Origin of the sequence: Halanaerobium sp. MA284_MarDTE_T2 (assembly GCF_003337245.1) — a bacterium.
GTDB lineage: Bacteria > Bacillota > Halanaerobiia > Halanaerobiales > Halanaerobiaceae > QPJE01.
On sequence record NZ_QPJE01000001.1, the window covers coordinates 152,889 to 167,221 of the forward strand.

Below are 14,333 nucleotides of genomic sequence, written 5' to 3' on the forward strand. Positions count from 1 at the left end.
TTAATTCTCCTTATCATTTAATTCCTGTTTTAAATTATACAAAAAGTTAATAGCTTCCATTGGAGTCATATTAATAATATCTTTTTTCTGCAGCTTTTTTATTACAGGATTATCTTCAGAAAAAAGCTGCAGCTGTTTAACATTCTTATTTTTAGCTTGTTTTTCCAGCTTTCTTATTGGAGTCTGGTTATTTTTTTCTAGACGTTCAAGAATTTTTTGAGCATTTATAATTATCTCATTGGGAAGTCCAGCAAGACGGGCTACTTCTATTCCATAACTATCACTAGATCTACCTTCAACAATACGATGTAAAAAGTGTACCCCATCACTATCTTCTTCTACCAGTACATTATAGTTTTTTACACCTTCACACTCATCTTCAAGACGTGTTAGTTCGTGATAGTGTGTTGCAAAAAGAGTTCGTGCACCAATACGTTCCGGATTGTTAATATATTCGCTGACAGCCCAGGCTATACTGACACCGTCATAAGTACTTGTACCTCTTCCTACTTCATCAAGGATAATTAGACTTTTTTTTGTACTGTTATTGACGATATTAGCTACTTCATTCATCTCTACCATAAATGTACTCTGACCGGTTGTTAAATCATCACTTGCCCCTACTCTGGTAAAAATTCTGTCGCTGAGACCTATAACTGCTTTTTCCGCAGGAACAAAACTTCCAATTTGGGACAGCAGCACTATTAGTGCAACTTGGCGCATATAAGTTGATTTTCCAGACATATTTGGACCAGTAATGATAATAAATCTATTATTTTTATGATCCAGTATAGTATCATTAGGAACAAATTGTTCTTTAAACATTTTTTCAACAACCGGATGTCTGCCATTTTTTATATTTATATGACAATCGTCATTTATTACAGGCCTAGTATAATTATTTTCTATTGCAGCCACAGCAAATGATAATAGAACATCAATTTTTGCAATTATATCTGCAGTTAACTTTATTCTGGCAAATTCTTCTGCTATTTTTTCTCTAACTTGAATAAAAAGATTATATTCAAGTTCATTCATTTTTTCTTCTGCACCTAATACTTGAGATTCTTTTTCCTTTAGCTCTGGAATAATATATCTTTCACTGTTGCTTAGGGTTTGTTTTCTTGTATAATGTTCAGGTACACTGTCTAAGTTTGAGTTTGTAACCTCGATATAATAACCAAAAACTTTATTAAAACCAACTTTTAATGACGAAATACCTGTCTTTTCTCTTTCTATTTTTTGCAGAGATGTTATCCATTCTTTACCTTCACTTACCTGTTTTTTTAATTTATCCAGTTCTTTATTAAATCCTTTTTTTATTATTCCTCCTTCGGTAACAGTTGTAGGAGGTTCATCTACAATAGAATTATCAATTAGCTCATATATATCAGTAAGAGAATCAAAATTATCAGTCATTGATTTTATTAATTCAGCATTAAAATTTTTGAGCTTCTGCTTTATTTCAGGAAGATTAAAAAGAGAATTTTTTAGTGCTGCCAGATCTCTTCCGTTTGCTGATTGGTATGTTATTTTACTCATGATTCTTTCCAAATCATAGATATCCTCAAGTTTTTTTCTTAACTTTTGTAATTCAATAAAATTATCTTTTAATTCTTCAACTGCATCCAGTCGTTCAATAATTTTTTTCTTTTTTATTAGAGGCTGATTTATCCATTTTTTAATTTTACGCCCCCCCATAGATGTAACTGTTTTATCAATAACAGATATCAGTGATCCTGATCTTTTATTATCTCTAATTGTAGAAGTTAACTCAAGATTTTTGCGGGTTGCTGCATCAAGTACCATATAATCTTCCAAATGGTATGACTGAAGTTTATTTAAGTGTTTTATATTTCTTTTTTGAGTTTCTTTTAAATAAATAAGTATTTGTCCAGCTGCATATACAGCTGCTTTCATATCAGCACAACCAAATCCTTCCAAAGATTGAACATTAAAGTGTTCAGTTAATTCTGTTTTAAGATACTTATAATCTTTATTTTTGCATTCATTACAGGAAAATTTATATATATTTTGCAGCTGATCTAGATTAATGTTATTTTTTGTTTTTATATCTATTAATATTTCCTGTGGTATTATACGGTGAATTTCATCTATTAGTTTTTCTTTTTCTTTTAACGGGAATTCAGTAATCAAAAATTCACCTGTAGATATATCTGTATATGCAAACCCTATTTTTCCCTGATAGCTAACTGCAGCAGAAAGATAATTATTTTCATTTTCTTTTAAGATTTCATTTTCTATAACAGTACCAGGTGTAATTACCCGAATTACATCTCTTTTAACTATTCCACTGGTTTCAGAAGGGTCTTCAAGCTGTTCACATATTGCAACTTTAAATCCTTTTTTAATTAATTTTGAAATATATGAAGCAGAAGAATGTGCCGGTACACCTGCCATAGGAATTTTTTCTCCTCCTCCTTTATTGCGTGAAGTGAGGGCAATATCCAAATTTTTAGCTGCAGTTTCTGCATCTTTTCCAAACATTTCGTAAAAATCACCCAGGCGGAAAAATAATACTGCATCCTGATATTTGCTTTTTATATTTTTATACTGCTCCATCATAGGTGTTAAATCTGACAAAGTAATCACTCCATCTTCTAAAAGAATAGAAACCTGAAAGTATAATTCCCTCAGGTTTTGACAATTTCTTATATATTAAGGACTTCACCTTCCAGTGTCCAGCTTTTTGCTTTTTTTATTTCTACTTCAGCAATGTTTCCAATTAGATTTTTATTTTTATCCACAAAACATATTTTGTTAGTTCTACTCCGACCTTCTAACTTTTCCGGATTATTATTACTTTCTCCTGTGATTAAAATCCTTAGTTTTTTTCCGATAAGTTTTTGGTTTTTCTGATAACTAATTTGGTTCTGAAGATCCATTAACTTATTGAGTCTCTCTTTTTTTATTTTCTCTGGAATTTGATTATTTTTTTCTGCTGCAGGTGTTCCTTTTCTGGGTGAATAAATAAAGGTATATGCCATATCAAACTGGACTTTTTTCACCAGATTAAGAGTGTCTTCAAAATCATCTTTACTTTCTCCAGGAAAACCTACAATAAAATCAGTTGAGATAGATGCATCTGGAAGTTTGTTTTTAATTTCTTCTATACGAGAAAGATAATATTCTCTGGTATAACCTCTATTCATCTGTTTTAGAATTTTATTACTACCTGACTGTACAGGTAAATGTATATGTTCACATACTTTATCCAGGATATTGATTTTATCAATCAGTTTGTTGGATAAATCTCTTGGATGTGAAGTCATAAATCTTATCCTCTTGAGCTCTTTAATTTGATTTAATTCTGTCAGCAAATCTGGAAAATCTATATTATTATCCAGATCATTTCCGTAAGAATTCACATTTTGTCCTAAAAGAGTAATTTCCATCACACCATCATCAACCAGTTTTTCTGCTTCAGATATTATAGAATTTAGAGGTCTACTCCTTTCTCTACCGCGAACATATGGAACTATACAGTAACTGCAGAAATTATCACAGCCCTGTATAATTGATATCCAGGCTGAATAGTCAGAATCCCTTCTTGAAGGAAGATCAGGCATTAAACCTTCTGCTTCATCCCAGACTTCAACAACTCTATTTTTATTTTTTTCTATTTGTCTTATTAATTCAGGAATATGGTGAATATTATGGGTTCCAAAAATTAAATCAACATGCTTATATTTTTTGTATATTTCTTCTACCGGATCATTCTGCTGCATCATACATCCGCCAATACCAATAATAAGATCGGGATTTTTGCGTTTATACTGTTTTAGTTCACCCAGTTTTCCATAAACTTTCAGTTCTGCATTTTCTCGAATAATACATGTATTTAAGAGTATTATATCTGCATCTTTCAATTCTGAAGTATATCTGTAATTCAAATTTTCTAACATACCTGCCAGCAGTTCAGAATCATGTTCATTCATCTGACAGCCATATGTTATAATATGATATTTTTTAATTTTTTGAGACATTAAATCACTCCTGCTTATCTAAAAACTTTTCAGCTGTTCTAGATTTTCGTTTTTCCCTATTACAACCAATCTATCTTCTTCTAATATTTTATCATCCGCTCCTGGTGAGATAAATAGTTCCTGACCTCTCTTAATCGCCATTACATTAACATTAAATTTACTCCGCAGAGCAAGTTCTCCCAGAGTTTTTCCTATCATTTTTTCTGATACAAGTATTTCAATAACACCATATTCAGGAGCAAATTCTATGTAATCCAAAACATTAGAAGAAATTAAATTGTTTGCTATTCTGGCTCCCATATCCCTCTCTGGATAGACAACCCTATCTGCCCCAACCTTTGTTAAAACTTTTCCATGCAGTGAATCGGGAGCTTTAACAACCACATAGGGAACATTAAGTTCTTTTAAAATCAAAGTACAGAGTATATTAGCAGATACATTATCACCAATACTAACCACTGCTACATCAAAATTTCTGACTCCCAGTGTTTTTAATGCTTCTTCATCTGTAGCATCTGCTTCTACAGCATGTGTGACTATATCAGCAATTGACTGTACTCTTTCTGGATTCTTATCTATGGCCAGTACATCAAATCCATTTTCAGCAAGGGTTTCTGCAACACTAGCACCAAATCTTCCCAGACCTATTACGACAAACTGCTTCATATATATAATACCTCCTATAAACAAAAACGGCCGATTATTTATAAACTTTTGTGCTAATTATACTATATGAGTATTTAAAAGTAAAGAATTACTAAATCTCTAGAATCATATATTTAATAATGGAAAACTGGGGTTAAAAACCCCAGCTGTTAAAAATTATTTTTCTAAAATTAGTCAAGAGGCTCAAACATATCTTTACCTACACCACATTCAGGGCAGGTCCAGTCTTCTGGGAGATCTTCAAAAGCTGTACCAGGTTCGATATCGCTTGTAGGATCACCTTCTTCAGGATCATAAATATACATACAAACAGTACACTGATATTTTGTCATTAAGAAAATCGCTCCTTCCCAATTATATTTTATTGCCTTAATTATAACATAAAAGCTTAAAAAGTCAAGCAAATAAAAGTGTTGTGCATTACCAATTTAATACAGAAAAAAATTGAAACAATAAATTCCCTATGATGCCTATCAAATCAATAAAAACGCTTAAAATATTCTGGAGAATAAGCTGACTTAAGACCACTTAAATTGGCAGATCGTTCAGCTGTAAGTGCAGCGATCAGTAAAGGAAGTATAAGTGCATAATTATGGGTAAATTCTGCAATAATAAAAGCTGAAGTAAGAGGAGCCCTTATTACTGCACTCAAGACCGCAGCCATACCAACAAGAGCATACAGCTGTATTGATATGCATAAGAATGGAAAAATAATGTTTATAATTTTCTCTATCAACAGTCCATATGTTAAACCGATCAGCAGTGATGGGGAAAAAATCCCTCCTGATCCACCTGAGCCTAGTGTTAAGGCAGTTGCAATTATTTTAAAAACCATTACTAATATAAGGCCTCTCATTAAATAGTTAGGGTGTTTGTAAAGTTGAACAATAATCTGACTTCCAGAACCAAGTATATCCGGAATAAAAAATGCTGTTATACCAACTGCTAAACCACCTGCAGCAGGTTTCAAAATATCTTTAAACTTTAATTTTGAAAAAAGCTCTTCACTTAATTTTAGAGAACATATAAACAAAACACCAGGTATAGCTGCAAACAAACCTATAAATATAGATATAAAACCAAAACGTATGTCAGGGATATTGAAATTTAATTTTGGTAAAAACAAGCTATCTGAGTTTAAGATTATGATCATATCTGCTGAAACAGCACTTATTGTAAGCATTATTAGACGATTTTTTTCTATTTTGTTGAAAAGTATTTCAGTTGCAAACATAATTCCACCTAATGGAGCATGGAATAAACCGGCAACTCCAGCTGCTGCACCACACCCAAGCAGTGTCTGGTAATCATACAGAGTGTAGTTTAATTTAAAACCTATTAAATCACCGATTCCGGCACCAATTTCTACAATTGGTCCTATCCGTCCTGCTGAACCACCAGAAGAAATAGTAACAGCAGAGGCAAAACCTTCTGTTAAAAGATCTTTATATGTCAGATGCCTTTCCCGGCTTTTAATTGAAGCCAGTATAGCAGGTATACCATGTCCTTTTGCTGTAATACTGCCATATTTAATCATATACCCGACTATAAGGCCACCCAGAGCAGGAAAAAATATAGATATTATACGAAATGTAAGTGACTGAAGATTATTCAAATATAAAATTTTTATTATTATATAATCAAGGAATTTATTGTATATTAAAGCAATACATCCTACTATAAAGCCTAGAATTACTGCTATTAATATTTTTTTATATTGATTTTCATATCCATTCTGCAAAAAATCACCACCAAAATTTAAATATCTAACTCATCAGCTAGTTCTGCATTATTAAATATAAATTCTTTTCTCAGCGAAGCATTTGCTCCCATCAGGCGGGTAAAGATATTGTCAGCTTCAATATCATCATCTATTTCTACTTTTTGCAAAACTCTTTTTTTGGGGTCCATGGTTGTTTCCCAGAGCTGTTCCGGGTTCATTTCCCCCAAGCCTTTATAACGCTGTAGAGAAAAATTTTTATCTTTGTTTTGACGATATTCGTTTAGCTCTTTATCGCTAAAAATGTAGGTAGATTTTTTTCTTTCAGTAATTTTATAGAGAGGAGGCTGTGCTATATAAATAAAACCATTTTCTATTAATTTCGGCATATAGCGGTAAAAAAGGGTCAATATCAAAGTTGCTATATGAGCTCCATCAACATCAGCATCTGTCATAATTATAATTTTATGATATCTTAGTTTATTGATATTGAACTCTTCACCAATTCCAGCTCCGAGTGCAGTGATAATTGATGCAACTTCATTATTGTTCAAAATTTTATCCAGCCTTGCTCTTTCCACATTAAGTATTTTTCCCTTTAACGGCAGAATAGCCTGGAAATATCTATCTCTCCCCTGTTTAGCTGAGCCACCGGCAGAATCCCCTTCAACAATAAATAGTTCGCTGTCTTCTGGTTTTCTACTTGTACAGTCTGCTAATTTACCTGGTAGAGAATTGGAATTTAATGCACTTTTTCTCTTTGTCAGTTCACGTGCCTTTTTGGATGCTTTTCTGGCTCTTACAGCCTGAATTGCTTTATCAACAATAGCTTTAGCTACCTCAGGATTTGTATCAAAATATAGACTTAAATAATTATATATTTCTGTTTCCACTACACTTCTGATCTCACTATTTCCTAATTTAGTTTTTGTCTGACCTTCAAATTGTGGTTCAGGCAGCTTAATATTAATTACTGCAGTAATTCCTTCTCTAACATCATTTCCTTTTAATGATGTAATTTTAGAAGGAAGCATATTATTTTTTTTGGCAAAATTGTTAAGTGCTCTGGTCAAAGCAATTTTAAATCCTGTTAAATGATAGCCTCCATCTATTGTGTTAATATTATTGGCATAAGAATAAATTCTTTCACTATAACCGTCATTATATTGAAAAGCTGCTTCTATAGAATATTCTTCTGGTTCTGCCTGAATATATACTATATTATCATGAATAAGATTTCTGTCTTTATTGAGGTACTGTACAAAGGCTTTTATTCCTCCATCATATTGAAAAGTCTTTTTTCTTGCCTCTTCTCCACGTTCATCTACTAGTATAAGGGTCAATTCTTTATTTAAATAGGCGGATTCCTGTAGTCGATGGGATAAATTTTCGAATTTAAATTCTGTGGAAGGGAAAATTTCCGGATCAGGTTTAAAGCGAATAATTGTTCCACTTCTATCTGTTTTCCCCAGTTTTTTTAATTTGTCAGCTGCCAGACCTCTTTTAAAAATTTGCTGATATTTATTACCTTTCCAGTGAGTAGTAAGTATCAATTTTTCCGATAGAGCATTTACCACGGAAATTCCTACACCGTGCAGTCCACCGGAAACTTTATAACTATTATTATTAAATTTACCACCTGCATGTAAAGTGGTCAAAACAACCTGTACTGCTGGCAAACCTGTATCTTTATGTATATCAGCTGGTATACCTCTTCCAAAATCTTCAACTGTTATTTCATTATTTTTATGTATGGTAACTTTAATTTTACTACCATATCCAGCTAAAAATTCATCTATACTATTGTCAACTACTTCCCAGACTAGATGATGTAAGCCTCGTATACCTGTACTTCCAATATACATACCTGGCCTTTTTCTTACCGCTTCAAGACCTTCTAAAACCTGTATTTGATCTGCATTATAATCAGTTTCTGTAAAAAGTGACATAACACTCACCATCCTTCATGTTTATTATTATAACAGAGAGGAGTTTTAAATTCCAGCTAAACCTTGCAAATAAATGTTTGCATATGATACTATCAAAATGATATTATATACTAGCAATTATAAACATGCAAATATTTGTTGAGAGGAGAAATAATATGTCAGAAAAAATATATCCAATCGCAATTGAAGATAAAATGAAGAATGCTTATTTAAACTATTCTTTAAGTGTTATTATAGGTAGAGCTCTGCCTGATGTCAGAGATGGTTTAAAACCGGTACACAGGAGGATACTTTTTGCAGCAAAAGAGCTTGGCTTACTGCACAACAGACCACATAAAAAATCTGCCCGGCTGGTTGGAGAGGTTTTAGGTAAATTCCATCCTCATGGTGATTCAGCAGTTTACGATGCTTTGGTAAGAATGGCCCAGGATTTTAATCAGCGTTACCCGCTTATAGATGGACATGGAAATTTTGGTTCTATTGATGGTGATAGTGCTGCTGCCATGAGATACACAGAAACAAAGCTGACTAATTTTGCTGAGTCTCTGCTGGAAAATATTGATGAAAATACAGTAGATTTTACTGATAACTTTGATGGAAGCCTTAAAGAACCTGTTGTGCTTCCCTCAAAAATACCGAACCTTTTGGTAAATGGATCCAGCGGTATTGCTGTTGGTATGAGTACATCTATACCTCCTCATAATTTAGCTGAAGTAATAGATGCTGTGCTGCATATAATTGATTATCCAAATGCCAGACTGGATACAATTATAAGTAATTATATGCCTGGTCCTGATTTTCCTACTGGAGGAAAAATAATTGGTGATGATGGAATAAAAGAGGCATATCAAAGTGGAAAAGGGAAAATTATACTCAGAGGGAAAACTGAGATTGAAAAAAAAGGGAGACATAAGCAGATTATTATTACAGAAATACCCTATCAGCTTAATAAAACAAAGTTAATAGAAGAAATTGCTGAACTTGTTAATAAAGATAAGCTGTCTACAGTTTCTGATCTTCGGGACGAATCTGATAAAAATGGAATAAGAATAGTGATTGAACTGAAATCTGGTGCAGATACAGACCTAATATTGAATAGGCTCTATAAATATACATCACTGCAGGGAAGTTTCAGAATTAATCTACTGGCCCTGCTTGACAACAAACCAGTAGTAATGAGTCTCTTGGAAATGATATCTCATTTTATAGACTTCAGAAAAGAAGTAATCCGCAATTACACAAAATACAATTTAGATAAAGCTGAAGATAGATTTCATATTTTAGAAGGTTTAGAAAAAGCCGTTGATAATCTTGATCTGGTAATTCATATAATTAGAAACTCTGATTCAAAAAAGGAAGCAAAGAAAAAACTAATTGAAGGTCTGCGTATTAGCGCCAGACAGGCCCAGTCAATTTTAGAAATGCAGCTGCAGAGACTGGTTGGAATCGAGATAAATAAGATTGAATCTGAAAGAAACGAACTGGCAAAAAAAATATCCTATTATAAAAAAGTTCTTTCTAGTGAATCAGAATTAAAAAAAGTTATGAAAAAAGAATTAAAAGAAATTAAAAATAAATTTGCTGACAGAAGAAGAACAGAAATTATTGCGGATGATAGAAAGGCTGTAATTAATAAGCAGGATTTAATTAAAGAAAAATCTGCTGTTATTTCTCTATCATATAGAGGTATTATAAAAAGAAATGACGAAATCTCTAATTTGCGTCAGAGCAAAAATGATTTTATTAATTATATTGTTAGTGGTTCTTCTTTAGATCAGTTGATGTTTTTTACTGATTCTGGAGAGGTTTATAATCTTTCTATTCATCAGATTGAAGAACACCACGGACTATCTACCGGAGAGAGTTTAACTAACTACATCCAGATACCTATACAGGAAAAGATTGTTTCTCTCAATATACTACCCAAAGATGTTAATCAGCGAGAATTCCTTACTTTTGCAACAAGCAGTGGTGTTGTGAAGAGAACTGAAGCTGATGAATATGATACCAACTACACACATATTAGGGCCATAAAAATAAATGATGACAGATTGATCAATGTTCATCAAACTTCTGTAGAAAATGATTTAATATTTATTAGTAAAAATGGATATTTAATAAGATTTAACGGGAAAAGTTTTTCCACTACTGGCAGAAATACAATTGGGAGTAAAGCAATTAAATTAAATTCTGATGATGAAGTTATAAATTTTGAAATATATGATAAGGATAAATTTATTGTATCAATAACAGAATGTGGAAGAGCAAATAAAATTAGAATGAAGGCTTTTAGGTTACAGAACAGAAACGGCAGAGGTCAGAGGATTTATTCAAACAGCAGTTATAAATTAGCAGGTGCAGTTAAAGCAGAAAATAATGATCAGATAGTTATTGTAGATAAAAATAGCAAGCTTTATACTGTCAATGTTTCTGATATACCCGAAACTGCTCCAGGTGGTAATATGTATAGTACTGTGAAAGATGATGAATTTGAAAAAGCTGTTTTCATCAGCAAAAATTTAATAAAAACAGATAATTAATACTTAAATTAAGAAAAGCGGCCTATCTGGCCGCTTTTCTTAATTTAATCTTACTGTAAATAAAAAAGTTCGAAGGATATTTTGTTCATGAGCTTTTTTAATTATTTTAGAAAAACATGATTACCTATTTTAACAACCTTTTTTCTTTTAGCAAAAAACTCTGGATTTTTTGATTTATCAGGATTATAAAAATAAAGGCTTCCTCTGCTCGGATCATTTCCTTCAGCAGCTTCATAAGCAGCTTTATATGAATCACTGCTGGGAGACAAATTAATTTGTCCATTTTCTACTGAAGTAAACTGACCACTCTGATAGACAACTTCTTTTATAGTGTTCGGGAAGGATGGATGATAAACTCTGTTAATTATAACAGCAGCTACTGCAACTTTACCCATATAAATTTCTCCTCGTGCTTCCGCATGAACTGCTTTTGCCAGAATATTAATATCTTCAGTAGAAAATCTGTCAACTGATATGTTGTTTAAATTTTCTGCACTGCTTTTGTCATTATCAGCAAAAATTAACAGAAGAAGCATTAATCCAATACCTGTAACAACATCCTCGTTTTCAATTGAAGCAGCAGCAGCTCTACTGCTGCCTACCCCAGAAAAGAAAAACATAAATGTATTTGTTAGAAGAAATATTATTAATAAAAGTGAAACTCCTCTCCACCTTAAATGCTGCATAAGCTAAAATCTCCTTTAAATTATAGTAATAGGGCCAGCAAAGCCAGTCCTCCTAAAATATACGCAGTATTTCCTGATCCTTTCTTTTCTGCCAGCTTTTGATTTTTTACTTCAAGTTGTTCTTCCAGGTCGGAAATTCTATTTTCCAGCTGATTAATTTTTGTCATAGCAACACTCTGACTATCCTGAAGATTTTGTATGGTGGAGCTTGATGCCAGTTCACCATCAACTCCAATATTTCTTTTAGTTAAAGCAAGTTCCTGTTCTAAATCAGATATTCTGCTCGAAAGAGAAGTAACTTCTTCCTGTAGATTTTTAATTTCTACAACTTGATCAATAATATCTGATACTTCACCTTCCAGTGAAGAAACCCTGTCGTTTACATTACCAATATCTTCATCCTGAATCATATTCTTCTGTTCAACCTTTTTAATTCTGTCCTCAAAAACTTTCTGATTTTGGGCTACTGCAACCAATTCATCTCTAAACTCAAGCGATAATTTTCTAATTACGTCTACATCTTCTTCAGATAATTCCTGAGTACCAGCCTCCATATTGTTTAACATTCTGGCAATAATTTCGGCCAGTTCATATCTGGAAACTTTTTCATTACCCTTAAAAGTACCATCGGAATAAAGTGAAAGATATCCTCTATCTATCAGCTGCTGAACACTGTCATATGCCCAGTGGTCTCTTGGTACATCCTTAATTTCTGCTGCCTGCCCAATGACACTAAATGTGAGCAGTAAAATCATTATTAATACTGTAACTTTAATTTTCATTATTTAGCCTCCTGTTTAATATTCTTAATATCAAGCTGTATTTCATTACCCAAACCATCAAATGCTTTTAGATTATTGACAATAATATTACCAATATTCTCTTCTTTTTTTCTGAAGTGAAGTGTTGCCAGAACTCCTGTAGCTCTGCTAAATGGAAGCTCTTGATTAAATTCAATTAAACCATCCTTTATTTTTTTAGGTTTGTTCCATGGAAGCAGATTTCCTTCGGTCACAAATAAATTGCCTCGAGAAATATAACTTAATCTCAATTTATCAGTGTTATAATTAAAGTTAAAACTTAAATTTTCTGCCTCTGCAATATTGGCTGCTCTAAGTTCAATAGAAATAAAGTTGCTGTCATCTTCTTCTACCACATTCAGATATATAATAGGTTTTAATTCCGGCAGACTAATTTTTTCGACAATTGTTTTTTCATACCCATTAATACCGCTAACCTTAACTGCAAAAGGAAGTTCTCCATCAATTCTTAAAGCCTCTATTAACCAGTTTACTTTTAAATTTTCCTGAGATTGAAGGTAGCCTAGGTGCTTTTTGAGTTTTTCACTGGGACCTGGGACAAGACCAGGTGGTAATATTAGTTCAGCTTCGACCCCATATAGAGATGATTCTCCACTATTACTTAATTTTGCCTGCAGCTTAAAAGGATTGGGCTTCAGCTGACCATTAATTATGCCTACATCTTCCAGTAGTGTAATTTTTGCATTTAATACTGGAGGACCAACAAATTTAACATTTCTTTCTACCTGGTTTGAATCAGTATTATCTGCCTCCACCAGTACTCTGTAAGTTATTTCTTTTGGAATTTCTGAACCGGCTGGTTTAACATCCCATTTAAGCTGAGCAGACTCACCAGCTTTCATATTTCCAAGTTCTCTTGTTATTTTACCAGCTTCAAATGTATCAGGAAGTTCCAGTTTTACTGAAACATTTCTGGCATTTATTTCTGAAGTGTTTTCCAAATAGGCAATAATAGGAAAACTTTCGTTGTCTTTATCCAGTGTTACTTCTGCCGGTGAAGTTACTCCCAGAGAAATAAGTCCAGGGACAATGGTAATTCCACCAAGACCATATTTAGTTATATAAGTTTTACTTTCACCTGCTGGAATTTTTTCCGGCACCCAGAACATAGCAATTGCACTGTCTATTTCATATTCACCTTTGCGAATAAATTCCTGGCCGGGATTAAAGTCAAAATCCCATATACCATCAGCCAGACTTCCCCAGTCAGCAAAATAAACTTTATCAGGTGGGGTAACATCTGGTCCTAAAAAAGTACCTTGTGAGGTAACTTGAGGGGCAGCCAAACTGTCGAAAGCCTGCCAGAAATTATTAAGCTCTTTTTTGTAGTACAATTTATCTGTAGTCACAGCATCAGTACCTAATCTAAAAGGAGCTCCATCATTTTCTCCCAGCATAGTATCCAGCATTATCCTTAGACCAATTTTTTGCTCTTCTTTACTGTTATTAATGATCCTATATTTTATCTGCCCTGTATCCGGAAGTCCGGTGGTAGAACTTTTTACAATACTTAATATCTGTTCAACTATAATATCTCCAAACTTTGAGCGGGTGATAATACTGTCCCCCTCAACTGTAGGAGGAGTTATAATTTCACCATAATTACCATTATTCCCAGCTCTGCGTTCAGTTTTACCGCCAAAAATATATTTTTTGTTATTTATCCAGAGTGTTGTATAGGATGTCCAGGGACTGGGTCTTCCATAAATCAGTGGTTTATTATTATCATTATTTCTCAAAGGTGCTCCACCGGTTGTTTCAATTGCAAATCTGCCCTGGCTGTTTTCCTGCTGGTTAACAACAAGTACAATATAATCATTACCCAGTCTGAGGTTATTATTTTGATCTATATGTTTAAAAAATTTATCCTGGGCCATTACACAGCCTGAAGCTGAACTTAATGCAAGAAATAAAAGTAAAGCTAAGGAAATAGTTTTTCTCATA

The 14,333-nt window shown here is 33.0% G+C and carries 10 protein-coding genes; 1 reads left to right on the plus strand and 9 read right to left on the minus strand.

What is annotated here, in order from left to right; translation table 11 throughout:
* The 6 genes from mutS to gyrB form a co-directional block, all read right to left on the minus strand.
* Entirely contained in the window at positions 1-2,604 is a 2,604-nt protein-coding gene (gene mutS, locus DFR78_RS00720) for a DNA mismatch repair protein MutS (protein ID WP_114456928.1), read from the minus strand.
* Positions 2,605-2,672: 68 nt separating this feature from the next.
* On the minus strand, positions 2,673-4,007 hold the full coding sequence (gene miaB / locus DFR78_RS00725) for a tRNA (N6-isopentenyl adenosine(37)-C2)-methylthiotransferase MiaB (protein ID WP_114456929.1): 1,335 nt from the start codon (positions 4,005-4,007) through the stop codon (positions 2,673-2,675).
* Between the two features lie 18 nt (positions 4,008-4,025).
* Positions 4,026-4,673: a TrkA family potassium uptake protein gene (locus DFR78_RS00730; RefSeq protein ID WP_114456930.1), complete on the minus strand. Its 648-nt coding sequence runs from the start codon at positions 4,671-4,673 to the stop codon at positions 4,026-4,028.
* Positions 4,674-4,843: 170 nt separating this feature from the next.
* Positions 4,844-5,005 (minus strand): rubredoxin, encoded by a 162-nt coding sequence (rd, locus tag DFR78_RS00735; RefSeq protein WP_114456931.1) that lies wholly within the window; start codon positions 5,003-5,005, stop codon positions 4,844-4,846.
* 146 nt (positions 5,006-5,151) lie between these two features.
* Positions 5,152-6,414, minus strand: a complete 1,263-nt coding sequence (locus DFR78_RS00740) for a chloride channel protein (RefSeq protein WP_114456932.1) — start codon at positions 6,412-6,414, stop codon at positions 5,152-5,154.
* 17 nt (positions 6,415-6,431) lie between these two features.
* On the minus strand, positions 6,432-8,342 hold the full coding sequence (gene gyrB / locus DFR78_RS00745) for a DNA topoisomerase (ATP-hydrolyzing) subunit B (RefSeq protein WP_114456933.1): 1,911 nt from the start codon (positions 8,340-8,342) through the stop codon (positions 6,432-6,434).
* A 155-nt stretch (positions 8,343-8,497) separates the two neighbouring features.
* Between gyrB and gyrA the strand changes: the two genes are divergently transcribed.
* Positions 8,498-10,882 carry a DNA gyrase subunit A gene (gene gyrA / locus DFR78_RS00750; RefSeq protein ID WP_114456934.1) on the plus strand — a complete coding sequence of 795 codons (2,385 nt, stop codon included), beginning with the start codon at positions 8,498-8,500 and terminating at the stop codon, positions 10,880-10,882.
* A 101-nt stretch (positions 10,883-10,983) separates the two neighbouring features.
* Here the strand turns inward: gyrA and DFR78_RS00755 are convergent, their stop codons facing one another.
* The 3 genes from DFR78_RS00755 to DFR78_RS00765 are packed head-to-tail and all read right to left on the minus strand — an operon-like array spanning position 10,984 to position 14,332.
* A complete protein-coding gene (locus DFR78_RS00755) occupies positions 10,984-11,568 on the minus strand; it encodes a cell wall hydrolase (protein WP_114456935.1) in 585 nt (194 codons plus the stop codon).
* Between the two features lie 20 nt (positions 11,569-11,588).
* A complete protein-coding gene (locus DFR78_RS00760) occupies positions 11,589-12,350 on the minus strand; it encodes an S-layer homology domain-containing protein (RefSeq protein ID WP_114456936.1) in 762 nt (253 codons plus the stop codon).
* The gene (locus DFR78_RS00765) at positions 12,350-14,332 is read right to left on the minus strand and encodes a hypothetical protein (protein WP_114456937.1); all 1,983 of its coding nucleotides are present in this window, start codon (positions 14,330-14,332) and stop codon (positions 12,350-12,352) included. The genes DFR78_RS00760 and DFR78_RS00765 overlap by 1 nt, the downstream gene beginning before the upstream one ends.
* Position 14,333 lies beyond the last annotated feature (1 nt).